This window comes from Franzmannia qiaohouensis, from assembly GCF_031451695.1.
GTDB classification, from domain to species: domain Bacteria; phylum Pseudomonadota; class Gammaproteobacteria; order Pseudomonadales; family Halomonadaceae; genus Franzmannia; species Franzmannia qiaohouensis.
Genome location: NZ_JARWAM010000002.1, coordinates 355,496 through 378,868 on the forward strand (window position 1 = coordinate 355,496; position 23,373 = coordinate 378,868).

Consider the following 23,373-nt stretch of genomic DNA (forward strand, 5'->3'; position numbering starts at 1 on the left):
CGTGTCTCGCGTTGATGGCGTTCTCGCCCAGCATACTCCGCCGCCGCACAAACGCCACAGGGGCACCCGAAGGTGCCCCTGTGGCGAGCAGAAGTAGGACATCATGCCGGCGCCACCACGCGAGCGGAGCCGTGAGTGCGCGATGCAGCGGCGCCGGCATGATATCGCTACGCGGGGTGGATCAGCGCGCCGCCACCATGGCCAGCGCGGTATCCAGCATACGGTTGGAGAAGCCCCACTCGTTGTCGTACCAGGCCATCACCTTGACCAGCCGGCCATTGACGCGGGTGTGGTTGGCGTCGAAGGTCGAGGAATTGGGGTCGTGATTGAAGTCGATGGAGACCAGCGGCTGGGCGTTGACCGCCAGCACCTTGGACCCTTCCGCCGCCTTGGCGACGATGGCGTTGATCTCCTCCTTGCTGGTGTCGCGTCCGGCATTGAACACCAGGTCGACCAGCGACACATTGATGACCGGTACGCGCACCGCCAGGCCGTCGAACTTGCCGGCCAGCTCCGGCAGCACCAGGCCCACCGCGGCAGCGGCACCGGTCTTGGTGGGAATCATCGAATGGGTGGCACTGCGCGCCCGGTAGGGGTCGCTGTGGTAAACATCCGACAGGTTCTGGTCGTTGGTATAGGCGTGCACCGTGGTCATCAGGCCGTTCTCGATACCCACGGCATCGTTGAGCGCCTTGGCCACCGGCGCCAGGCAGTTGGTGGTGCAGGAGGCGTTGGAGACCACCTTGTGCTCGGCGGTCAGCACGTCCTCGTTGACGCCGAACACCACGGTGGCGTCGGCATCCGGACTCGGCGCCGAGATCAGCACCTGGCCGGCGCCGGCAGCGAGGTGCTTGGCGGCGGCATCACGCTTGGTGAACAGCCCGGTGCACTCCATCACCAGGTCGACCTCGAGGCGCTGCCACGGCAGCTGCGCCGGATCCCGCTCGGAGAGGATCTGGATGCGGTCACCGTCGATGCTCAGGCTCTCTTCGTCATGGTCGACGGCGAAAGGAAAATGTCCGTGAACGGTGTCATGCTTGAGCAGATGAGCGTTGAGCGACGGGTCACCCAGGTCGTTGATGGCAACCACCTGGACCTGCTGGCGAAAGCCGTTCTCGTAAAGCGCGCGAACCACGTTGCGGCCGATACGGCCGAACCCGTTGATGGCGATACGTAACGTCATGGCGGCATCCTCGTGCGTTCTGTCGGTAGCAGCTGTTATCCGCTGTCTGTTTGAGTGTAAAAACGTTTACTTGAAATTATCCTACGTCTAAAAGCTAATTTGGCCCAAAGAATGACGACATTCAAGGCATTTTTTTGCTAAATTTACCAACATTGCCACCACCCACCGTCTAGCGAGGTTGCTCATGGCACCTACAGCGCCGTCCCTCAATGCCACGGTCAGCCGTGTCACTACCCGAATTCGCGAGCGCTCAGCGGAGCGTCGCGCCCTCTACGAACAGCGCATGGCCTACCAGCATCGCCGCGGCGTGCATCGCGGCGAGCTGTCGTGCGGCAACCTGGCCCACGGCTTCGCGGCCTGCGGCGCCCAGGACAAGGATCAGCTCAAGCTGATGAACAGCGCCAACCTGGGCATCATCTCGTCCTACAACGATATGCTCTCGGCCCACCAGCCACTCGAAGTCTTCCCCGAGACCATTAAGGCGGCGGCGCGGGCCATGGGCTCCACCGCCCAGTTTGCTGGCGGCGTACCGGCGATGTGCGACGGCGTGACCCAGGGCCAGCCGGGCATGGAACTGTCGCTGTTCTCCCGCGACGTGATCGCCATGGCCACCGCCGTGGGGCTATCCCACAACATGTTCGACGCCGCGCTCTACCTCGGGGTATGTGACAAGATCGTGCCGGGCCTGTTCATCGGCGCGGCGCGCTTCGGCCACCTGCCGGCGATGTTCGTGCCTGCAGGTCCCATGCCCAGCGGCCTGCCCAACAAGGAGAAGGCGCGCGTGCGCCAGCTGTTCGCCGAGGGCAAGGTCGGCCGCGAGGAGCTGCTCGAGGCCGAGTCGGAGTCCTACCATAGCCCCGGCACCTGTACCTTCTATGGCACCGCCAACTCCAACCAGCTGATGATGGAGATGATGGGCCTGCACCTGCCGGGCACCTCCTTCGTCAATCCCGGCACCGAGATGCGCGAGGCGCTGACCCGCTTCGCCACCGAACAGGCGATCCGCAACAGCGAGCCCGGCGGCGAGTATCGGCCGTTCTACAAGCAGATCGACGAACGCGCCATCGTCAACGCCATCGTCGGCCTGCTGGCCTCCGGCGGCTCGACCAACCACACCCTGCACCTGGTGGCGATGGCCGCTGCCGCCGGCATCACCATCGACTGGAACGACTTCACCGAGCTCTCCGCCGTCACGCCGAGCCTGATGCAGGTCTATCCCAACGGCCAGGCCGATATCAATCACTTCCAGGCCGCTGGCGGCATGAGCCTGCTGTTCCGCGAGCTGCTCGGTGCCGGCCTGATCCATAGCGACATTCCCACGGTGTTCGGCACCGACCTCAGCGCCTACACCCAGGAGCCCTTCCTCGAGAACGGCAAGCTGATATGGCGCGAAGGCCCTGAGCAGAGCCTCGACAGCGGGGTGCTGGCCTCGGTGGCCAAGCCGTTCGCCGCCACCGGCGGGCTCACCGTGCTCGACGGCAACCTGGGCCGCGGCGTGATCAAGATCTCCGCGGTCAAGCCCGAGCATCGCCTGGTCGAGGCGCCGATCAAGATCTTCGAGGATCAGAACGACCTCAAGGGCGCCTTCGAGGCCGGCGAACTCGACCGCGACGTGATCGCCGTGGTGCGCTTCCAGGGCCCCAAGGCCAACGGCATGCCCGAGCTGCACAAGCTGACCCCCTACCTGGGCGTGCTGCAGGATCGCGGCTATAAAGTGGCACTGGTCACCGACGGGCGCATGTCGGGTGCCTCGGGCAAGGTGCCGGCGGCCATTCACATGAGCCCCGAGGCCCTCGATGGCGGCCCGCTGGCCAAGCTGCGCGACGGCGACATCGTGCGCCTGGATGCCGATGCCGGCACCCTCGAGGTCAAGCTTGCCGCCGGCGAGTGGGCCAACCGCGAACGCCGCATCGGTAACCTCGATCACTATCACGTGGGCCTCGGCCGCGAGCTGTTCGGCGGCTTCCGCCACCTGGCAATGCGCGCAGAAGAAGGCGCCGGCGTGTTCGGCGGCTTCGAGGCCGACGACCTGGCACGTCAGGTCGAGCAGATTCACGAAGAGGATGCCTGAGCCATGCCGCGACCCGCGCTGATCGGCGATATCGGCGGCACCAACGCCCGCTTCGCCCTGGTCACCCCCGGCGCCTTCGAGCCCCAGCATATCCTCAGCCTGCCCTGCGCCGACTATGCGGGGCTGACGGAGGCGGTGCGCGACTACCTGGCAAGGGTCGAGCACTCGGGCGAGCTGGCGCCCCGCGAGGCGTGCCTGGCATTCGCCTGCCCGGTGCACGGCGAGCGCATCAGCATGACCAACAACCACTGGGACTTCGCCAAGCAAGAGGTGCAGGCAGCGCTGGACCTGTCGCTGTTCAAGACGCTCAACGACTTCACCGCCCAGGCCCTCGGCGTGCCCCATGTCGGCGACGATGAGCTGATCAGCGTCACCCAAGGCCACGCCGATGCCAGGGCCACGCGACTGGTGATCGGCCCCGGCACCGGGCTTGGCGTGGCCGGTCTGGTGCCCGGGCGCCAGGCCTGGATTCCGCTGCCCGGAGAAGGCGGCCACGTGACCTTCGCCCCCAGCGACGAGCGCGAGCAGAACCTGCTGCGCTATTTCCGCAATCGCTACGGCCGCGTATCGGTGGAGCGCATCCTCAGCGGCCAGGGGCTGGCCGACCTCTACGCCGCGCACTGCTCGCTGAAGGGCGCCACGCCGCGCTACGGCACTGCCGCCGAGGTGACCGCGGCGGCCGACCAGGGCGACGCCGTGGCCGCGGATACCGTCAAGCGCTTCCTCAAGATCCTCGGCGACGTGTGCGGCGATGCCGCCCTGACCCTGGGCGCGCGAGGCGGCGTCTATCTGTGCGGTGGGATCATTCCACGCCTGCTCGACTGGCTGCCGCGCAGCCGCTTCGCCGAGGCCTTTGCCGACAAGGGCCGCATGAACCCCTACAATGCCGAGATTCCAGTGCGGGTCGTCACCGCACCGTGGACCGGCTTGTTGGGCGCCGCCGAAGCCCTGCACAATCAAGAAGTCGAGTAACTCGACAGAGGAGGTCGAATGATTCCCGAGTCGCTGCGCGCGCTGCTCGACGCTACCCGCGGCCAGCGCCGCACCGAATGGGCCGGTCGCGAGGTGTGGCTGGCCAACGAGTCCTGGGGCGAGCTTGCCGTCTCGTTACAGGGCGCCCAGGTGTTACATTTTCTACCGTCGCCCGACGCCGCGACAGCTGAAGGCTCTCGCCCCGCCGACGAAGGCGGCTGGCTATGGGTAACGCCCACGCCCCAGACGCTGCCCGGGGCGATTCGCGGTGGGATTCCGCTGTGCTGGCCGTGGTTTGCCGATGAGCACACCGCCGACGAGTCGCCGGACCACTCGGGGCCGATGCACGGCCCGGCACGCAAGGCCGACTGGACGCTGGAGGCCGTCGACGAGCACGACGGCGGCGTCGAGCTGCACCTGTCGCCGGCCATCCTGCTGCACAGCCAGCTGGTGCCGCGGGCGGTGATCCAGGCCAACGCCCAGCGCCTGCACGTCGAGCTGATCACCGAGCATCGCGGCGAGACGCCGATCAAGTTCAGCGCCGCCCTGCACAGCTACTTCGCCGTCGGCGAGGTTCACCAGTGCCGCGTCGAGGGACTGGCCGGCGCCCGCTACCTGGACAAGCTGGCCGGCTTTGCCGAGTGCGAGCAGCAGGGCGAGCTTGGCGTGCGCGGGCCACTCGACCGCATCTACCACTCCAACCGCGAGGTGCTGCTCGACGACGGCCGCCGCCGCCTGCGTATCGCCAAGCAGGGCAGCGACTCCACCGTGGTCTGGCATCCCGACGCCGCCCTGCCCGACGACACCCCCGCTGAGGCCGGCCGCCACTTCCTGTGCATAGAGGCCGCCTGCACGCGACTCGACCCGGTATGGCTGGTGCCCGGCGCCCAGCACCTGCTGGGCACCACCCTGAGCCTGGAGACGCAGTCATGAACGCCAGCGACGCGCCACAGATCGATGCCCCCTTCCTGCTCGGCATGATGCGCCTGCACGAGCGCGAGGAGCTGCATGCCCCCGAGCGGCTGGCCGACTGGATCGAGGCGCGCCTCGACCAGGGCCTGGACTGGTTCGACCATGCCGACATCTACGGCGACCGTCGCGCCGAGACGCTGTTCGGCGACGCGCTGCGCGCTCGCCCGAGCCTCGCCGCGCGGGTCAAGATAGTCACCAAGGCGAGTATCGTCACCCCCGGCCGCGACCCCTCCAGCTACGGCGTCAAGCACTACGACAGCTCGCCGGCCTACCTCAATGCCGCCATCGATGCCGCACTGACGCGGCTCGGCGTGGCGCGCCTCGACCACTTCCTGCTGCATCGGCCCGACCCGCTGATGGACGTCGAGGCTACCGCCGGCGCGCTGGATGACGCCATCGATGCCGGCAAGCTCGGCGCAGTGGGCGTCTCCAACTTCCTGCCCGAGCAGTGGCGCCGCCTGCAGGGCGCCATGCGCCATCGCCTGACCTGCCATCAGCTGCAGCTGTCGCTGGCCCACCCCGAGCCGCTGTTCGACGGCCTGTTCGACGCCCTGACCCGCGACGGCCTGCGTCCCCTGGCCTGGTCGCCGCTGGGCGGCGGCGTGGTGTTCGAGGACGTGCTCGGCGAGTGCCTGTCGCGGCTCTCGCCGCAGTTCGAGACCAGCGCCGCCGGCCTGGCCCTGGCCTGGCTGCGCGCCCTGCCCGGCTCACCGGTGCCGGTGATCGGCACCCTGCGCGGTGAACGCATCGAGGAGCTCAAGGACGGCGCCAAACTCACCCTGGAGCGCAGCACCTGGTACGCCCTGCTCGAGGAGGCGCGCAGCGAGCGAGTCGCCTAGGCGACTCGCAGAAAGAGCACCCATTGCCACGTCGACGATGACACGATTCACTTGACTCAATATGGCCAAGCCGCCGATGGCGCATCGAGGCCCCCTACAATAACAGGAGACACGCATGTTCCAACTGACCCGCAGTGTGACGTGGCAGGCGCTCGAACGGCTGCACCAGACAACCCGCGACGAGCGTATCCGCGACTACTTCCGCGCCGACCCGCAGCGCTTCGAGAAGATGAGCCTGCGGGTCGGCGGCCTGTTTCTCGACTACTCCAAGCACCAGGTCTCCGACCAGGTCCTCGCCAAGCTGCTCGAACTGGCCGACCACTCGGCGCTGGTCCAGCGCCGCGCGCAGATGTTCTCCGGTGATATCATCAACGTCACCGAAGACCGCCCGGTGCTGCACACCGCGCTGCGCCACCTCGGCGACACCCCGGTGTTCGTCGACGGCCAGGACGTGATGCCCGAGATCCAGCGTACCCGCGAGCAGATCAAGCGCTTCTCCGAGGAGGTGCGCAGCGGCGAATGGAAGGGCTATAACGGCAAGCGCATCAAGGACGTGGTCAATATCGGCATCGGCGGCTCGGATCTCGGCCCCAACATGGCTTGCCGGGCGCTGCTCAAGTATCGCCACCCGGAGCTCAGCTTCCACTTCGTCTCCAACGTCGACGGCACGCATATCCAGAAGGTGCTCAGCCGCCTCGACCCGGCCACCACCCTGTTCATCGTCTCGACCAAGACCTTCTCCACCCAGGAGACGCTGCTCAACGCCAAGAGCGCACGCCGCTGGTTCCTCGACAATGCCGGCGAAGACGCCGACGTCGGCGCCCACTTCATCGCCGCCTCCACCAACCGCCGCGCGGCCATGGCGTTCGGCATCCGCGAGGAGAATGTCTTCGAATTCTGGGCCTGGGTCGGCGGGCGCTACTCGATGTGGTCCTCCATCGGCCTGCCGATCGCGCTGTCGATCGGTTTCGAGGGTTTCATGGAGCTGCTCGAGGGCGCCCATGAGATGGACCGCCACTTCATCGAGGCGCCGTTTGCCGAGAACATGCCGGTGCTGATGGCGCTGATCGGCATCTGGTACATCAACTTCGTCGGTGCCGAGACCCAGGCCGTGGTGCCCTACGACCAGGCGCTGCATCAGCTGCCGTCGTTCCTGCAGCAGCTCGACATGGAGTCCAACGGCAAGTCGGTGGATATCTTCGGCCATCCGGTCAACTACAAGACCGGGCCGATCGTCTGGGGCCAGACCGGCTCCAACGGCCAGCACGCCTTCTTCCAGCTGCTCCACCAGGGCACCCGCTACGTGCCCATCGACTTCATCGCGTCGCTCAAGCCCGAGCCCGGCTTCGAGGATCACCACTTCGCGCTGCTGACCAATATGCTGGCCCAGGCCAATGCCTTCATGGAGGGCAGCCAAGGCGACAACCAGGAGCACGGCCAGCACGACCCCTACAGCTGTCCCGGCAACCGCCCGTCGAGCACCCTGCTGCTGGATGAGCTGACGCCCAAGAACCTCGGCGCGCTGATCGCGCTCTACGAGCACAAGGTGTTCGTCCAGGGCGTGATCTGGAACATCAACTCCTTCGATCAGTGGGGCGTGCAGCTCGGCAAGCGTATCGCCGGCGAGATCAGCGAACGCATCGACACCAACGCCAGCGACTTCGACGCCTCGACCCAGGGCCTGCTGCAGCTGGTGCGCGACCATTTCCCCCAACACGCCACCTCCGCCAACGACAAGGCCAAGGCCAAAACCAAAGGCAAGAGTGGCAAGCAGGAGACCTCCCCATGATGCCGGTCATCGCCTTCGGCGAAGCCCTCGTCGACATGCTCTCCAGCCGCCTCGGCGACGCCGGGGACGGCGCCGCCGAGACCTTCACCCCCTACGCCGGCGGCGCCCCGGCCAACGTCGCGGTCGCCTGCGCGCGGCTCGGCGTGCCCAGCCGCTTCCTGGGCATGCTCGGCGACGACTACTTCGGCGACTTCCTGGCCGCCGAGCTCGCCGCCCACGGCGTCGATACTCGCGGCGTGGTGCGTACCCGCGAGGCGCGCACGGCGCTGGCCTTTGTCTCCCGCGATGCGGCAGGAGAGCGCACCTTCGACTTCTATCGACCGCCCGCCGCCGACCTGCTCTACCGCCTCGAGCACCTGCCGGCGGGAATCTTCGCCGAGCCGGCCATCGTGCATGTCTGCACCAACAGCCTCACCGAGCCCGAGATCGCCGACACTACCCTGGCCATGGCCGAGATGGCGGCCAAGTCCGGTTCGCTGGTCAGCGTCGATGCCAATTTGCGTCACAATCTGTGGGATGCGGGCAGTGCCGACATCAGCCTGGTGACCGAGCTGCTCGACCGCGCCCAGTTGATCAAGCTGTCACGCGACGAGCTCGACTACCTGCGTGCCGACCACCCCGCCGTCGCCTGGATCAATGAGCGCCTGGCCCGCGGGGTCAGGCTGGCGGTGATCACCGATGGTCCTGGCAAGGTCGAGGCATTCGGCGCCGGTCAGCATCTCGAGGTAACCCCGCCCAGCGTTCAGGCAGTGGATACCACCGCCGGCGGCGACGCCTTCATCGGGGGCCTGCTGGCGATGCTCGCCGAGACTGCGGCCGACGACTGGTGGCACGACTCAGCGCGCCTTACCGGCTATCTGGAGGTAGCGTGCCGCTGCGGTGCCCATGCGGTGACGCGTCCAGGCGCCTATGCCGCGCTGCCCGACCGCCAGGACCTGGAACGCCTGAGACGCTGAGTAACGACGCCAGGCGATTGCCGGATACCTCGCGCAGCCGCGAGGACAGCAGCGCTCGTCGCTAGCGCGTGCGGGCGTCAGTGAAGGCTTGAACATATCGCGCGGCCGGCCCGCTTGGGCTCGAATACCGCGCGAATCTCCTCAGCCGGGCGACTGACCAGCTTCAGGCCACCTGCGAGGTAGGGTGCCAGGCAATGCGCTCGCCGCTATCGGCAGCGAAGAGATGAACCTTGGTGAGGTCCACCGCCAGGTGGATGGTCTCGCCCGGGTGCACGTCGTGCCGCTCGCGGAACACCACGGTGACGTTCTGATCACCGAGCCGGGCCACCACGTGGATCTCGGCACCGGTGGGCTCCACGGAGATCACCTCCACGGGGACGCCCTCATCGGCCAGGGTGATGTCCTCGGGGCGAATGCCGTAGATGGTTTCCCCCGGGTGCGTCGAGACATCCAGCTCGCCCAGCGGCATGTGACCGCCACCGCGCACCTCGAACTGGCCGTGGTCACGGGGCCAGCCGTGGATCAGGTTCATCCCCGGGCTACCCATGAAGCTCGCCACGAAGAGATTGGCAGGACGGTCGTAGAGTTCCAGCGGCGTGCCCATCTGCTGCACATAGCCCTGATGCAGGACCACGATACGGTCGGCCATAGTCATCGCTTCGATCTGGTCGTGGGTCACGTAGACGGTAGTGGTCTTGAGACGCTGGTGGAGCGCCTTGATCTCCGTGCGCATCGAGACGCGCAGCTTGGCGTCGAGGTTGGAGAGTGGCTCATCGAACAGGAAGACCTGGGGATCACGGACAATCGCGCGCCCCATGGCAACCCGCTGGCGCTGGCCACCGGAGAGTTCGCGCGGATAGCGTTTCAGCAACGGGCCGAGATTGAGAATATCGGCCGCCGCCTGCACCTTCTCCTCGATCTGAGCCTTGGGGATCTTGGACAGCTTGAGCGCAAAGCCCATGTTCTCGGCCACGGTCATATGCGGGTAGAGGGCATAGCTCTGGAAGACCATGGCGATATCGCGAGCCTTGGGCGGCATGTCGTTGACCACCGTGTCGCCGATCTGGACATCCCCGCCGCTGATCGATTCGAGTCCGGCAATCATGCGCAGCAGGGTCGACTTCCCACAACCAGAAGGACCGACGAGGATGACGAACTCCCCATCGTTGATCTCTATGTCCACGCCGTGAATGACCTCTTCATTACCGAAGCGCTTCTGGATATTGTGCAGCTTAATGTTAGCCATGATTGTTATATCCCACTTTAGTCTATTTAATGAATTTTTCTCGATCAGAAGGTCTCGACGCTGGCTTCATGACTAGACATTGGTCTAACACTTGACCGCCACCAGCTGTCTCTAGCCCCTCGTTGACCGGGCCCATTCAAGGCCTGATTTATTCTGAAAAAACCCTACCAACACACTGTTTTTAAATCTTTTTAATACTGAGACGCAGACTGCCTCCGACGCCCTTCCCTGTGCGCGCCTGCCTCCCTGTTACTCCTACCATAGCGTATTAATAACGCTTGATGACACGATTCTGCAAATCCACTATGTTTGTGAGTAAGCGCCTGGTTTAGTGACCGGCGCCAACGCCGTAGCGCTTCTGAATATCACACCTTTATTCGGACCGGACGCAAAACTCGACATGCTGTACAACAACAATCGTGATGGGGAAAGTTCCATGACAACAACACGACTGCTCACCGCCACAAGCCTCGGTTTGGCCATGGCAGCCACAGGCCTGACCGCAGCGGTGGCCGACGACATCACCATTCGCTGGGCACTGCACCCCGGCGAGGAGGCCGATGCCGTCATCGACCACTTCGCTCCCGAGTATGAACGCCAGACAGGAGTACGCATCGAAGGCGAGATCCTGCCGCCCGATCAGCTGCGTGACCGCATGTCGATCGAGGCCATCGGCGGTACCGGTCGCTGGGACATGGGCTATCACAGCCCCGGCTGGTTCGGCAGCTTCCGCGATCACGTCGTCGATCTGACACCCTATGTCGAGGAGTACGATTTCGACCTCGATGCCTATCCCGAGTTGATTCGCCGCTCGCACATGGAGAGCAGTGCGCGTCCCGGCGAGATCATCGCCCTGCCAACCACCCCGGCGGCGCCGATGCTGATTGCCCGGGAGGACTTCTTCGAGCATCCCGACGAGCAGGCCGCCTTCGAGGAGCAGTACGGCCGCGCGCTGGAAGTCCCCAACACCTGGCAAGAACTGTACGAGGTCGCTGAGTTCTTTACCCGCGAAGCCGGCGAAACCGTTGCCGGCGAGACGCTCGAGCAGGACCTCTATGGCTGGACTGACGCCCTCGGTTCGGGCAGCGGTGTGGCGCGCAGCTTTATCGTGATGCTCTACTCCACCGGCCTCGAGGGCTGGGACGAGGAGTATCAGACCGACCTCGACCACCCGATTTTGATCGAGGCTGCCGAGCTGTTCGTCGACCTGGCCAACGACGTGGCCCCGCCGGCCGCGCGCAACTGGGACTTCCTCGAAGGCCTCAGCTACTTCCGCGACGGCCGCCTGGCCATGGCCACCATGTGGCCCCAGGGACTCGGCACCGTAGAAGATGCCAGCGGCGTCGCTGCCGGCAACGTCCTGTATCAGCCGCACCCGGCCTTCGAAGGCAATCTCAAGGGCTATGAGCAGGGCGTGCCCTTCCTCGGCGGCGGCGGCGTGTTCATCTTCGATACGCCGAACTCGGAAGAGGCCTTCAAGTTCCTCAAGTGGATGCTGCAGGACAACGAGATCGAGTGGGGCGAGCGTACCCAGCAGTTCTCCCGCGAAGCGCACTTCTCCAGCGAGGAGCTGCGCGGTCTCGAGGACCACTACGAGCGCTTCCTGCCGGCCTACGAGCAGGTCCTCGAGCAGGTCTTCGTGCGCCAGGGGATTCCCGAGTACGGCACCGTCATGTGGCAGGGCACCGTGGACTTCGCCACCGATGTCCTGAGCGGTGACATGACCCCCGAGCAGGCCCAGGACCGTTGGGTCAGGAACATGGAACGCACCTTCCAGCGTGCCGGCTACCTCGAGAGATAAGAGGCCCAATGCCAGCCGGCGCTGCCCGGCTGGCCCATTGCCCGCAGATCCCGTGACCTTCCGAGGTATTTCCGATGCAAAACAGTAGCCTCAATCGCTACACGCGAGGCTGGTATTTCGTGCTGCCCGGCCTGATCGCGATGCTGCTGATCGTCGCCTTCCCGCTGGCGATCGCCTTTCGCTTCAGCCTCCACGACGTCTTCCTCTACGACTTCGGTAACCAGTGGTTCGTGGGCCTGGAGAACTACCTCTATGCCATCAACGATCCGCTGTTCATCAACTCGGTGCGCGTGACCGCCATCTTCACCGTGGCCAACACCCTGGGCTGCCTGGTGGTAGGGCTGCTGGTGGCCTTCCTGCTCAGCGGCAAGAAGATCCGCTTCAAGGCGGGCTGGATGGCGCTATTCCTGATGCCGTTCGTGATGACGCCGGTGATCGTCGGCATCACCTGGCGGCTGTTCATGTGGGAGCCCGACTTCGGGGTGATCAACCAGGTGCTGGGCTTCTTCGGCGTCGCTGGACCCTACTGGTTGACCGACCGTTCAACGGCGCTTTTTGCCACGGCCCTGACCAACGCCTGGCACCTCACGCCGATGGCGATTCTGGTGCTCTATGCCGCGCTGACCACCATTCCCGACGAGACCTATGAGGCCGCGCGGGTCGACGGTGCCGGCCCCTTCCAGACCCTGTGGCACGTGGTGTTGCCGATGATCCGCGCCCACATCCTGTTCGTGTCGATCATCATTATGACCAGCGCCTTCCGCGAATTTGACATGGTGTTCACCATGACCGGCGGCGGCCCTGGGCGCTCGACTACGGTGATGAGCATCCTCGCCTACAACCGCGGCATCGCCAACCAGGACATGGGCATGGCCAACACCATCGCGTTCACCATGTTCATGATCATGGCCGTGGTCGCCTGGCTCTACATCAAGGTCTACAAGGTCAACAAGGAGGCCAGCTCATGAACCACCGTCAGAAGGGCCGGCTATTGCTGGGTGGGCAGTACGCAGGCCTTACGCTATGGCTTATCGTCGCGCTGCTGCCGCCGGTGATCCTGCTGGCCGCGGCCTTCAACGAAACCGCCATGTTCCGTTCGCCGCTGGCATTGCTGACCCTGCGCGACTTCACCCTCGACAACTTCGCCACGGCCTTCAGTGCTGGCGACTTCTGGTTCTACTTCCGCAACAGCCTGATCATTTCGGTAGCCGCGGTGATCATCTCGGTGGTGGTCTGCGTGCCCATGGCCTATGGCCTCAACAAGCTGCGGCCGCGGGTGCGTGGCGCGCTCTCCTTCGCGGTGTTGGCCATGCGCTTCTTGCCGCATGTGGTGCTAGCGCTGCCGCTGTTCCTGATCTTCGTCGATATTGGCCTGAGCGGGTCTCGCGTTGGCCTGCTGCTGGCGCACCTGGCGATCCACATTCCCTTCGCGGTATGGATGATGGTGGGGTTCTTCGAGAACGTTCCCAAGGAGATGGAGGAAGCCGCCATCGTCGACGGCTGTGGCCCCTGGAAGCTGTTCTGGAGCATCTCGCTACCGGTAGTCCGCCCGGGCCTCAACGCCCTGGCGATCCTGGTATTCATCATGTCGTGGAACGAGTACCTGTTCGCGCTGTTCCTGGCCGGCAGCGATGCCCAGCCGCTGACCGTAGGGATCACGCGCTTCATGGGCGGCGTCGAGGCGGGTGCCCAGTACGGGGTGATTGCCGCCTACGCTAGCCTGATCGTACTGCCGGTGATCATCTTCGCCCTGCTCGCCAATCGCTATATCGTCTCCGGCATGACCGCCGGTGCGGTCAAGGGCTGAACGAGGCGCGTCTGGGGGATAAAGAATTACGGTAAACTGTCGATATATCTGATGACGCCGCATGATTCGGCGTCCGGCCGCCCGAGCCCGCCTCGGCCGGCCGGGAGAGTCGACAGGAGAGCCCATGCGCCCGCCCGAATATCCCGAAGACGAAGCGCTGCGGCTCGCTGCCCTGCACTCACTTGCGCTGCTCGACACCCCGGCAGACGAAGGATTCGACAGTCTCACCGACCTGGCACGCGACCTGTTCAACGTGCCGTTTGCGCTGGTTTCACTGGTCGATGAGCGGCGCCAGTGGTTCAAGTCGTGCACCGGGCTTGGCAGCCAGGAAACACCCCGCGACATCTCATTTTGCGGCCATGCGGTAGCGGCCAACGCGCCGCTGATCGTCGAAGACACCCTCGAGCATCCCGATTTCGCCGATAATCCGCTGGTCACCGGCGCCCCCTTCATTCGCTTCTATGCCGGCTTTCCGCTACGCCCCATCGACGGCCATGCAGTGGGCACCCTGTGCCTGATCGATACCCGGCCACGCGGCCTCGACATCGCCCAGCAGCGTCGCCTGGCACGCCTCGCCTCCCAGGCCGAAGAACTGCTGCGGCTCCACGCGCTGCGCCAACAGGAGCACGAGGAGCAGCGCCGCAGCCAGAAGCTCTCGGGGCTGCTGAGCTCGATCCTGCAGGGCAGTCGCGACCCCATCTATGCCCGCGACAGCGATGGACGCTACCTGATCGCCAACCAGGCCTGCTACCAGCTGCTGGGCATCACCGCCGACGACTACCTCTCACTGGTGGAGTCGATGACCCCCGAGCAGCGCGGCGATTTCGATATTGCCGACTACCTGCCAGCGGAGGTGGTGGACACCCTGCGCAGTGCCGATGCCAGGGTGCTGGCAGAGAACGCCACCCGGCGACTCGTCCTGCCACCGATCAATGGCCGCCGCTTCAGGGTCACCAAGTCACCGCTACAGGATGATCAGGGTCAACCCAGCGGGGTGGTAAGCGTCGCCCACGACATTACCGAGCCCCACCGTCAGGCCGCGCTGCTCAAGATTCTCCACCAGGGGATCACCGACTACCAGGCGCTGATCTCCGGCGATCGCCTGTGGACCTTCCTGATGGAGGCGCTGCGTGAGCTGACCGACAGCGACTATGCGCTGATCGGCGAGGTACTGCCGAAGCGTCAGGCACCGGCGCTGAGGATCCATGCCATCACCAACCTGTCGCAGAGCGACGAATCGCAGCTGTCGATGGAGAAGCTGCGCTCCGGCGACATGCTGCTGACCAACCCCGACAGCTTGCTCGGCCGCGTCTTCGCCCACGGCGAGACCGTGCTCACCAACGATCTGCCCCAGCACCCGCATCGCGGCGACTTCCCTCCCGGTCACCCGCCGCTATACAGATATCTCGGCGTGCCGATTTTCGAAGGTGACAAGGTAATCGGCATGTACGCGATTGCCAACGGACGCAACGATTACGACCAGCGCACCATGGAGTGGCTGCAGCCCTTTACCGCCACCTGCTCGCTGCTGATCAATCTCTACCGCCATACCCGCGAACTCTCCGAGGCACGCGATCAGGCCGAGCAAGCCAACCGCGCCAAGAGCGACTTCCTGTCGTCGATGAGCCATGAGCTGCGCACCCCGTTGAATGCCATCATCGGCTTCGCCCAGCTGCTCGCCAACGGCCGCAATTCGCCGCTCAGCGAGCGTCAGCTGCGCCAGGTCCAGCAGATCCAGAAGAGTGGCAACCACCTGCTCAGCCTGATCAACGAGGTCCTCGATCTGGCCAAGATCGAGGCTGGCCATCTGCACCTGTCGCTGGAAGAGATCCTGCTCGACGACGTTATCCAGGATGCCACCGAGACCCTCGACGCCTCCGCCGAGGCCGCCGGCATCACTCTCGGCAAGACCGCTGCAGGCAGCACCGCTGCGGTGCGCGCAGACTACACTCGCGTCAAGCAGGTGCTGCTCAACCTGCTATCCAACGCTATCAAATACAACCATCCGGGCGGCCGGGTCCACGTGCACAGTGAGCGGCACGGCGAGTGCCTCCGCGTGGTGGTCAGCGATACCGGGTTCGGCGTGGCTCCCGAGCGCCAGAACGAGCTGTTCGAACCCTTCAACCGCCTCGACGCGGAGGATTCCGTCATCGAGGGGACCGGTATCGGCCTCGCCTTGACCAAGGAGCTGGTCGAGCGCATGGCAGGAAGACTAGGCGTAGACAGCGAGCTTGGCCACGGCAGCCGCTTCTGGTTCGAGCTTCCGGTCAGCAGCGCGCATCAGGCCAGCGGCGCTGCCCGGGATGCTGCCCCTGTCATCGCTCCCGACCAGCCACGCCGACGGATTCTGCATATCGAGGACAACCCAACCAACCAGCGGCTGATGGCGGATGTCTTCCACGATCATCTCGATCTCGAATTGGTTACCGCGGCGTCTGCCGAGATCGGCCTCGAGATGACGCGCAGCCAGCCCCCCGCACTAATCCTGATGGATATCGACCTGCCGGGCATGAACGGCCTCGAGGCCTACCGGCTGCTGCAGCGCCATGCGTCGACCCGCGGCATCCCGGTGGTGGCGGTCTCGGCCAACGCCCAAGCCTCGGACATGCGCCGTGCCCTGCGCGCCGGGTTCGCCGCCTATTTGACCAAGCCCCTCGATCTCGAGCAGCTCAGCGGTGAAATCGCACGGCAGCTCGCCGCCAGAATGCATCAGGAATAGCCGAACAGTGAATGTAGAAAACAAGCGCCTGCTGGTCGTCGACGACAACCCCATCAACGTCGAAATGCTGCTCGACCTGCTCGACGACCACGGTTTCGACAACCTCGAGGGAATCAGCGACTCGCGCCAGGTAATGGCCAGCTGCGAGGCCTGCAAGCCCGACCTGATCCTGCTCGATATTCGCATGCCCTACCTCAATGGCCATACGCTGATCGAGCAGCTACACCAGGCCTACGGTGATCACGCCCCAGCGATCATCGTGCTGACCGCCCAGGTCGACCACGAAACACGCTACCGTGCGCTGAACCTCGGCGCCCGCGACTTCCTGACCAAGCCCTTCCAGCATGACGAGGTGCTGCAGAGGATCCGCAATATTCTCTCCGTGGAGCACCGTTTCGATGTGCGCGACAAGCAGGCCGAGGCCCTCGAACGGCTGGTCGCCAAGCGCACCCAGGCCATCGAGCTGCAGTCGCGCACCGACCCCATAACCCAGCTCCCCAACCGCCGCGGGCTGCTGCAGGTGCTGCGCGATAGCGCCATTGCCCGCCACTCGGTGGGGCTGCTGTTCATCAGCCTCGATGGGCTAGATGACATCATTCGCCTGCACGGCTACGCCAAGTCGGAGGCCTTCCTGCGTCAAGTGGGACGGCGCCTGAAGGCCCTGCTCGCCAGCCACCAGCATATCGGCCTGTGGGGTGGCAGCGAACTGCTGGTCATCGACCAGGCGCCATCCTCGGAAGCCGCACTGAATGACCTGGCCAGGCGCCTGCTGGCACTGCTCGATGCCGACCTTCCCCTCGACGAACTGCTGCTGAGGGTGGAGGCTCGTATCGGCATCAGCTACTCCCCTCAGCGAGTCACCGATCCCGAGCGTCTGGTGCACATGGCCGCACTGGCACTGCCCAATCCCCCCGGCCCGCGCGTACGCTGCCACAGTCCGGCGCTGGAGAGCTCCCAGCTGCAGCGCCTGCGCCTGCAGCAGGCGCTGAAAGGTGCCGCGCAGCGCGGCGAGCTGCAGCTGGTCTATCAACCCAAGATCGACCTCGCCAACGGCCGAACGGTCGGCGTCGAGGCGCTGCTGCGCTGGCAGCACCCCGAGCTGGGCCCGATCTCCCCGGCACAGTTCATTCCGCTGGCCGAGGCCAGCGGCGACATCCTCGCCATCGGCGACTGGGTGATCGACGAGGCCATGCGCCAGGCCGTGGCCTGGCAGCGCCTGCCCGGCTTCGAGGATGACTTCGAGATCGCCGTCAACATTGCCGCCCGCCAGCTCGGCCGACGCGACTTTGCCGACCGCCTGCTGTCGCGCTTCGAGCGTTTGGGGCTACCTACACGCCGGCTCAGCCTGGAAGTTACCGAGTCCGGCCTGATGGTCGACGTCGGCCTGGCCAGACGCCTGCTTATCCGGCTGGCCAGCGCCGGCGTCAAGGTCGCCATCGACGACTTCGGCACCGGCTATTCATCGCTTGCCTACCTCAAGACACTGCCGGTGGCCACGCTCAAGATCGACCGCGCCTTCGTCAATGATCTGGAAAATAGCGCCGAGGACCGCAACCTCGCGGCCACCGTTATCGCCATGGCCCACGGCTTCAACTGCAAGGTAGTGGCAGAGGGTGTCGAAAGCGGCGAGCAGGCCGCGATGCTCGCCAGGATGGGCTGCGAGGTCGCGCAGGGGTATTATTTCTCGAAGCCACTGCCCGCCAAGGAATTCGCTCACTGGTATTGTGGTCAACAAGATAACCAAGCGTTGCTGCAACGTTGACTGGGCTGCGTTGCCCGCAGCTAGCGCTTGGCTGAGCATCATTGGCCAATCAGCGACGGATACCGGTATGCAAGCTCTCGGGCCCAGAATAAAGCAACTACGACTCGAGGCCGGCCTGAACAAGGCCGCGCTGGCGAGACTGGTCGGCGTATCCGATGTCACCATCTCTTACTGGGAGTCGGGTGCCATCAAGCAGATCGGCCATGAGCGTCTGGTCGCCTTGGCCAACGCCTTCGGCTACCCACTGGACGAACTGCTCAGCGATCGCGCACCCGAAACGGCACGGATTTTCACGCTCACGGCCACCCCGCCAGCCCCCTGGGAGGCACATCCACGCCAGCACGTCAGCCTTCCCGCCAGCATGCTCGACGACACCCACCTGAGTGCAGAGTGCTACCTGGTCACAGCCGGCACTGGCGAGAAAATCGACTTCCTGGAGGTCGGCGATCTGGCCGCCATTGCCCCGCTGGCGACGTTTCAGCGCCCGGGCCTGTATCTTATCGAGCATCAGCAGCGGCTGATGATACGCCAGTTGCAACAGGGCCCCACCGGCGAGCTGCTGATGCTGCGCAGCGGCCAGGCCCTAGGTGAGGCGGCCACCGCCGACGCCAGCCTGCGCCTGTATGGCAAGGTCCAGGCGCGCTGGCGGCTAGGCGAAGCCTGAACCAAAGCGCCGGAGTAAGGCGCTGCCCGGCGACTAACTACCGTCGATATAGCGAATGCTACGCTGATCGCCCAGCTCGACCTGCGAGCGATAGCGCACCTCATTACCCAGGCCGTGATTGGCTTCCTGGACCAGCTCCCCCTCGAGATACTCGCCGCGCTCACCGATGCGCTCACGCACCGCCAAGGGCTGCACGTTGGCCGGCGGCATGGTGACCTCGATCAGATACATGCCGTCGGGAAGACCGCTGCCAGGGCCGAACGGACCGGCCTCGAAGTCACCCTCAGCGTCGACATTGACATTGGAGCGCCAGCGCACACGGCTCGACTCGCGCTCCACCACGACCTGAAGCTGAGCCCTCTCAGGGAGGTTGGTGGAACCACTGACCTGCATCTGGCGGCGGTTGTCGAGACGCGCATCGGTCTCGATCACCACCGTGATCGCCTCTAGCGGAGGGGCTTCCTCGCGCTCTTCCGCCCCGCTGGGGACCTCCACGCTTTGCTGCTCGTCGGCGGCAGGCTCGCCGTTCTCGGTATTGCTATCACTGCCACATCCCAGCAGTGCGAGCGCCATCACTACCACACCAGTTAACTGAACTGCCCGCTGCAGCGTCATGCGTATCCTCCCACTGTGCATCCTGTACAAACCCTACCACCTGTAGACCTTGGGGCACATCGCCTACGACTGATATCGATGACTTGGATGGCCTAGGGATGGACGGGGTTCAGCGCAGCTCATGCCGTGAACAAAAAAAAGCCCCCGGGGCAGGGGGCTAACAACGGACTTATCTGTCGAGAGATGCAAGCGGGAGCTTACATCGTGGAACGAACGGCCCCAGACGGGGAGAGTGAGCCGCTCGCACCACAAGGTGTGACCCATGTGTCACGCAGTTAAAATTATACTACCTATGTACAAACATCAATACATGTACATGATTTTTTTCCCCCACACCACTGCCCCTCAGGCGCAATCGAGTCAGCTAACATTGCCACTCAAGCGTCGCCTCTAGGTAACGGTCCTTCATCCCGCTTCGACAGCGCATGGCATGGGGCCGCATAGTCATCAGCCGCGAAGCGCAGATTGTGGGCTACGCGCCGCATCCAACCACGGCCGAACTCATCGAAGGTGCTAATGCGCGTGAAAAAGTCGATACGCTCGGCATTGAACAGTTTGAGCATATCGTCAATGCCGCGATCGCTGATCGCACGATGGGTGATCTCCCCCATATCGCCGTCATCAGACACCTTCGCTGCACGCTGCAGCATGCGTATCGCGTTGCCGGGACCGTGGTTGATGGCCGCATCGAACAACTGGTAGACCAGCGCTTCGTGCAACACGTCGCCGGCCACTCGCAGCCAAAAATCACGGTGGTAGACGTCCTTGGCCTGAGCAAGGGACAGGTTCTTGATGTCCAGCTCAGGATAACTCATAGCCGATACACCGAACTTGGTACCTTTATTCTCACCGTGGCCGACAATGCCGGTCGTCCAGTTGCCCCGATCCTTGGGATTATTCTGAAACTTTCCTTCGTGCCCAATGACTCGAGCGAATGCTGTGTGGTAGTCCATCAATTATCTCCCGAGGGTCGTTGCTGGAGGTAAATGTTCAGGAGCACATCGACTAGACGCGGTCCCATGTAACCAAATAACGCCCCGAGGCCGCCGGCGACCTCGGGGTGAAGCTCGTAATGAGTGGCCACTGCGCGGGCCAAGGCCACCATCATCACCAGTGCTGGAAAGTCGAGCCACAGCTGACTAGACCAGAATTTTCGGCGATCGCCTCTACGCACGTCGGTGGCAATCTTGGTGGCCACTCCCGCCGCTACGGGGAAGACGAGAACCGCCAGACCGAGAACGAACTGAAGCCAATCAGACAGCGTTTTCCAATCCACGAGGCTACCTCCTGGCGGAAGATGCGCGTTAATTCGCCATGCGAATATATTAAACCCCTTTCGCCACATCCTAGCGACGATGCTCATCAAATAGATTGACTTGTAGCTAACCCTGGCGCCTACCCAAGACCTCCTTGAAAGGCGGGAACAGTTCGTTAGTGAGGTCTTTACCGCATAGAGAGGACGCCCAACTGGCCAGTACCACCACCACGTTGGTGATCATCGTGCCTGTGAGCACAGAGATAGCGTCGCACTTCAGTACTGACATGGCCGTAATACCAATATTCATAGCATATTTCCCTGAGTGGTTGAGTTTAACGAGATAACCATAAAAAGGTTCCTCTCGTCGCATTTCTTGCGTCAATATAAAAATTCCCCGACTTCGATGATAGCCGGGGACTAGTGGACAACATGAGCTGGACTTCAATGTCCGCTACTTAACATTAATCACAACACGCGTGGCGCTCAATCCTTATTCATTTGAGGTCAACACCTTCGTGGCATTGACAAAAAAATCGCATTGCGAATGTTTTATGACGGGCGAAATCGCATCACAATTCCCTTCGTGGCATCCGTTTTATCCCCCACTCAACAAGTTGAGTTTCCATGTCGACATTGGAGGCGAAACGGATGCCTCCCTCTACGCCAATCATAGAATGAGCTAGCTCCGCATGCATTCGGTCATATCCAACCGCCACCTCTTGAGGGTCATCGGGCAAGTCACCAGTGAGTGCAGCGACAAAACTCGGCTTAACCTGCATATTGGCTACAGCGTACCGATACGCGCCCCCCCTCCAACGGAGACCTGAAAGGGTTTTAATATTCTCAGGAGTTCCCCCCAAGAGGAGTATCAAGTGATTAGCCTCTTCCAGGTAGCCTTCAGGTACAGCGATCAAAAGTTGCTTAGTATATTCACTCATAGCATTGTGTGCTCTTGCTTAGTGACGATCCAGTTGCTACCAGGACCGAGGATGCATTTCAGCGTGATGGGATGAGTGAGCCCACTCAGTACGATTGGATCACTCGAGCCGTTGATGGTGAATCCGGCAGTGGCTCTCACACTAAACGTACCTGTGTAATGGCCATTATCGCCGGCACCATAGAGCGTAAAATCAGTCGGGCGAACCCCTTTCAGCCGGCGGATATCCGAGGCGTCGGAGAGTACAAGCTCACTACTGCTGCGGAGAACCCTCGCATATTCCTGCTTATGTGGCCCAGCGTATGCAGATCTTACAGGATATGCTGAAGAATCATGGTTGGTGCTGCTAACGATTTGCCTATCTGCATCCGGCCACCAAAATTCTCCACGCCTGATCATCATAATCGGGAAATACACCCGATTGGTCGCCAGAGCTCCGTTAGGACGTAACGGCGACAGTGACTTCAAGGCATTAATATCCACTGCCGTTATTCCACCAAGCCACGTCCCGAAACCGGATGATTCTGTTTGGCCACAATGGACAACCTCAGCCACTTCTTCCATTTCAAAGTAAGTACTTTGCAGACTTGTTCCACTGAAGACGTTATCGGGATTATTACCCAGCGCCAATCCGACCCCGCTGAACTGGCTTGTCAGGCTGCGACCTGTTGGTGAGTCATAGCCAGTAAGCCAAAGACCCGTGCCACAGCGACTTGGAACACAGTCGAGGAATGTACCTTTTGCCGTGAAGCCCCCCGCATCCAAGCAGAGCAAACCGCCAATGATCAGTTCACACTGCCCAATGACCTGGTCGGCATCAGGAATTAGCGGGTACACGCGGAAGCTGTTATTGCTCCTATTGATGCTTATAATTTTATATGGTTCTCGATTTTCCGTTGTGAAGAAGGCCCTTAGCATTCTATGCGCCTGGGATGGAATAACAGAATCAGGCGATAGTTGAACTGTTGTATATTGGCGTATACTACTTATATCATTATTGGAATACCCTGTTACGTCAATATAGTGGTGACGCCCGCTGCGTCCATTCGCCCCCCAGTTGAGGCCCTCAATATTGCCCAGGGCCATCATGTTAGAATTGCCCGACCTATGGTATATACCCCAACCCGAGCCCCCTCGACAGTTAAAATCGCAAAACTTTGCGTTCCGGTTATTCTCTAGCGCGACACCGTTAATTGTATCATGCATGCTATAACCGCTAGTCCCGTAGCGGTGCCCCCATGCAGAAAACTTGCCCACCCATACTGCATTCGCACAATTTTTTATTAATACTATATCATCTACCGCTTGCATTGCGTCGATTCGGATATCATTGTAGATTGTCCGCGACCCACAGTTAATAATATTGACTGTTCGGTCTGTTTTATAATAACCCGAAGCCAGCAGCATGTAATTCCTGGCAACCCCACTAGGGGCCTCATCATTTCCCCCGCAAAAATTGTAGAATGCTTCCAGCTCATCAGCAGAGCTAATATTTTCTTGCGCTTTTGCACCAAACACCATAGGCGTTACACTCTGCCCCTCCCTGAAAACCCATCCGGGTATATGGGTCCCGTTATTATCTGCCTGACTATCCATTCGCCGAACGTAATCGCCACCACCACTATCCTTACCCGCATGGTGACCACGCACAATAACAACCTGATCATCGCGGACGAGGTCCGCCGGATAGTCCCTCAGCTCTTGGAGACTATCGACATGAAGCGGTCGATTCATCTGAGCCGCTTTTTTAGGTATTGGGAACGCTGTAAAGTTACTGGCCAT

Annotated in this window: 19 protein-coding genes; 12 read left to right on the top strand and 7 right to left on the bottom strand. The window is 62.8% G+C overall.

Translation table 11 applies throughout. The annotated features are described in order from the left end of the window. Nucleotides 1-181 precede the first annotated feature (181 nt). Nucleotides 182-1,183 (bottom strand): type I glyceraldehyde-3-phosphate dehydrogenase, encoded by a 1,002-nt coding sequence (gene gap / locus QC821_RS03825; protein WP_309717198.1) that lies wholly within the window; start codon nucleotides 1,181-1,183, stop codon nucleotides 182-184. A gap of 184 nt (nucleotides 1,184-1,367) precedes the next feature. On the opposite strand from gap, the gene edd reads away from it, so the two are divergent. From edd to QC821_RS03855, 6 genes are all read left to right on the top strand, one after another. Continuing rightward, nucleotides 1,368-3,254 carry a phosphogluconate dehydratase gene (edd, locus tag QC821_RS03830; RefSeq protein WP_309717201.1) on the top strand — a complete coding sequence of 629 codons (1,887 nt, stop codon included), beginning with the start codon at nucleotides 1,368-1,370 and terminating at the stop codon, nucleotides 3,252-3,254. 3 nt (nucleotides 3,255-3,257) lie between these two features. Beyond that, nucleotides 3,258-4,226, top strand: coding sequence for a glucokinase (gene glk / locus QC821_RS03835; protein ID WP_309717203.1), 969 nt, complete (start codon nucleotides 3,258-3,260; stop codon nucleotides 4,224-4,226). Between the two features lie 18 nt (nucleotides 4,227-4,244). Further along, the gene (locus QC821_RS03840; protein ID WP_309717206.1) at nucleotides 4,245-5,159 is read left to right on the top strand and encodes a D-hexose-6-phosphate mutarotase; all 915 of its coding nucleotides are present in this window, start codon (nucleotides 4,245-4,247) and stop codon (nucleotides 5,157-5,159) included. Next, entirely contained in the window at nucleotides 5,156-6,037 is an 882-nt protein-coding gene (locus QC821_RS03845) for an aldo/keto reductase (protein WP_309717209.1), read from the top strand. Before QC821_RS03840 ends, QC821_RS03845 begins: the two co-directional genes overlap by 4 nt. Before the next feature lie 115 nt (nucleotides 6,038-6,152). Then, nucleotides 6,153-7,826 (top strand): glucose-6-phosphate isomerase, encoded by a 1,674-nt coding sequence (gene pgi / locus QC821_RS03850; protein WP_309717212.1) that lies wholly within the window; start codon nucleotides 6,153-6,155, stop codon nucleotides 7,824-7,826. Further along, nucleotides 7,823-8,782, top strand: coding sequence for a carbohydrate kinase family protein (locus tag QC821_RS03855; RefSeq protein WP_309717215.1), 960 nt, complete (start codon nucleotides 7,823-7,825; stop codon nucleotides 8,780-8,782). Before pgi ends, QC821_RS03855 begins: the two co-directional genes overlap by 4 nt. 163 nt (nucleotides 8,783-8,945) lie before the next feature. On the opposite strand, the gene QC821_RS03860 is transcribed toward QC821_RS03855, so the two are convergent. Further along, nucleotides 8,946-10,028, bottom strand: a complete 1,083-nt coding sequence (locus QC821_RS03860) for an ABC transporter ATP-binding protein (RefSeq protein ID WP_309717217.1) — start codon at nucleotides 10,026-10,028, stop codon at nucleotides 8,946-8,948. 436 nt (nucleotides 10,029-10,464) lie between these two features. On the opposite strand from QC821_RS03860, the gene QC821_RS03865 reads away from it, so the two are divergent. From QC821_RS03865 to QC821_RS03890, 6 genes are all read left to right on the top strand, one after another. Continuing rightward, nucleotides 10,465-11,829, top strand: coding sequence for an ABC transporter substrate-binding protein (locus QC821_RS03865; RefSeq protein ID WP_309717220.1), 1,365 nt, complete (start codon nucleotides 10,465-10,467; stop codon nucleotides 11,827-11,829). 74 nt (nucleotides 11,830-11,903) lie between these two features. Further along, complete coding sequence (locus QC821_RS03870; RefSeq protein ID WP_309717223.1) at nucleotides 11,904-12,797, top strand: carbohydrate ABC transporter permease; 894 nt, start codon at nucleotides 11,904-11,906, stop codon at nucleotides 12,795-12,797. Continuing rightward, entirely contained in the window at nucleotides 12,794-13,636 is an 843-nt protein-coding gene (locus tag QC821_RS03875; RefSeq protein WP_309717226.1) for a carbohydrate ABC transporter permease, read from the top strand. Before QC821_RS03870 ends, QC821_RS03875 begins: the two co-directional genes overlap by 4 nt. 124 nt (nucleotides 13,637-13,760) lie before the next feature. Beyond that, nucleotides 13,761-16,355 (top strand): GAF domain-containing protein, encoded by a 2,595-nt coding sequence (locus QC821_RS03880; RefSeq protein ID WP_309717231.1) that lies wholly within the window; start codon nucleotides 13,761-13,763, stop codon nucleotides 16,353-16,355. A 7-nt stretch (nucleotides 16,356-16,362) separates the two neighbouring features. Beyond that, entirely contained in the window at nucleotides 16,363-18,117 is a 1,755-nt protein-coding gene (locus QC821_RS03885) for an EAL domain-containing response regulator (protein ID WP_309717233.1), read from the top strand. 67 nt (nucleotides 18,118-18,184) lie between these two features. Then, complete coding sequence (locus tag QC821_RS03890; RefSeq protein ID WP_309717236.1) at nucleotides 18,185-18,781, top strand: helix-turn-helix domain-containing protein; 597 nt, start codon at nucleotides 18,185-18,187, stop codon at nucleotides 18,779-18,781. A gap of 33 nt (nucleotides 18,782-18,814) precedes the next feature. Here QC821_RS03890 and QC821_RS03895 read toward each other — a convergent pair whose 3' ends face one another. From QC821_RS03895 to QC821_RS03915, 5 genes are all read right to left on the bottom strand, one after another. Beyond that, nucleotides 18,815-19,396 (bottom strand): hypothetical protein, encoded by a 582-nt coding sequence (locus tag QC821_RS03895; RefSeq protein WP_309717239.1) that lies wholly within the window; start codon nucleotides 19,394-19,396, stop codon nucleotides 18,815-18,817. Between the two features lie 377 nt (nucleotides 19,397-19,773). Continuing rightward, nucleotides 19,774-20,349 carry a glycoside hydrolase family 108 protein gene (locus tag QC821_RS03900; RefSeq protein WP_309717242.1) on the bottom strand — a complete coding sequence of 192 codons (576 nt, stop codon included), beginning with the start codon at nucleotides 20,347-20,349 and terminating at the stop codon, nucleotides 19,774-19,776. Beyond that, nucleotides 20,349-20,672 carry a hypothetical protein gene (locus tag QC821_RS03905; protein WP_309717245.1) on the bottom strand — a complete coding sequence of 108 codons (324 nt, stop codon included), beginning with the start codon at nucleotides 20,670-20,672 and terminating at the stop codon, nucleotides 20,349-20,351. Before QC821_RS03905 ends, QC821_RS03900 begins: the two co-directional genes overlap by 1 nt. Before the next feature lie 551 nt (nucleotides 20,673-21,223). Next, nucleotides 21,224-21,592, bottom strand: coding sequence for a hypothetical protein (locus QC821_RS03910; RefSeq protein ID WP_309717248.1), 369 nt, complete (start codon nucleotides 21,590-21,592; stop codon nucleotides 21,224-21,226). After that, nucleotides 21,589-23,373 (bottom strand): hypothetical protein, encoded by a 1,785-nt coding sequence (locus tag QC821_RS03915; protein WP_309717251.1) that lies wholly within the window; start codon nucleotides 23,371-23,373, stop codon nucleotides 21,589-21,591. The genes QC821_RS03910 and QC821_RS03915 overlap by 4 nt, the downstream gene beginning before the upstream one ends.

Coding starts and splice junctions, on each gene's coding strand:
- gap (WP_309717198.1), bottom strand. CDS start 1,183: ATGACGTTACGTATCGCCATCAACGGGTTCGGCCGTATCGGCCGCAAC.
- edd (WP_309717201.1), top strand. CDS start 1,368: ATGGCACCTACAGCGCCGTCCCTCAATGCCACGGTCAGCCGTGTCACT.
- glk (WP_309717203.1), top strand. CDS start 3,258: ATGCCGCGACCCGCGCTGATCGGCGATATCGGCGGCACCAACGCCCGC.
- QC821_RS03840 (WP_309717206.1), top strand. CDS start 4,245: ATGATTCCCGAGTCGCTGCGCGCGCTGCTCGACGCTACCCGCGGCCAG.
- QC821_RS03845 (WP_309717209.1), top strand. CDS start 5,156: ATGAACGCCAGCGACGCGCCACAGATCGATGCCCCCTTCCTGCTCGGC.
- pgi (WP_309717212.1), top strand. CDS start 6,153: ATGTTCCAACTGACCCGCAGTGTGACGTGGCAGGCGCTCGAACGGCTG.
- QC821_RS03855 (WP_309717215.1), top strand. CDS start 7,823: ATGATGCCGGTCATCGCCTTCGGCGAAGCCCTCGTCGACATGCTCTCC.
- QC821_RS03860 (WP_309717217.1), bottom strand. CDS start 10,028: ATGGCTAACATTAAGCTGCACAATATCCAGAAGCGCTTCGGTAATGAA.
- QC821_RS03865 (WP_309717220.1), top strand. CDS start 10,465: ATGACAACAACACGACTGCTCACCGCCACAAGCCTCGGTTTGGCCATG.
- QC821_RS03870 (WP_309717223.1), top strand. CDS start 11,904: ATGCAAAACAGTAGCCTCAATCGCTACACGCGAGGCTGGTATTTCGTG.
- QC821_RS03875 (WP_309717226.1), top strand. CDS start 12,794: ATGAACCACCGTCAGAAGGGCCGGCTATTGCTGGGTGGGCAGTACGCA.
- QC821_RS03880 (WP_309717231.1), top strand. CDS start 13,761: ATGCGCCCGCCCGAATATCCCGAAGACGAAGCGCTGCGGCTCGCTGCC.
- QC821_RS03890 (WP_309717236.1), top strand. CDS start 18,185: ATGCAAGCTCTCGGGCCCAGAATAAAGCAACTACGACTCGAGGCCGGC.
- QC821_RS03895 (WP_309717239.1), bottom strand. CDS start 19,396: ATGACGCTGCAGCGGGCAGTTCAGTTAACTGGTGTGGTAGTGATGGCG.
- QC821_RS03900 (WP_309717242.1), bottom strand. CDS start 20,349: ATGGACTACCACACAGCATTCGCTCGAGTCATTGGGCACGAAGGAAAG.
- QC821_RS03910 (WP_309717248.1), bottom strand. CDS start 21,592: ATGAGTGAATATACTAAGCAACTTTTGATCGCTGTACCTGAAGGCTAC.
- QC821_RS03915 (WP_309717251.1), bottom strand. CDS start 23,373: ATGGCCAGTAACTTTACAGCGTTCCCAATACCTAAAAAAGCGGCTCAG.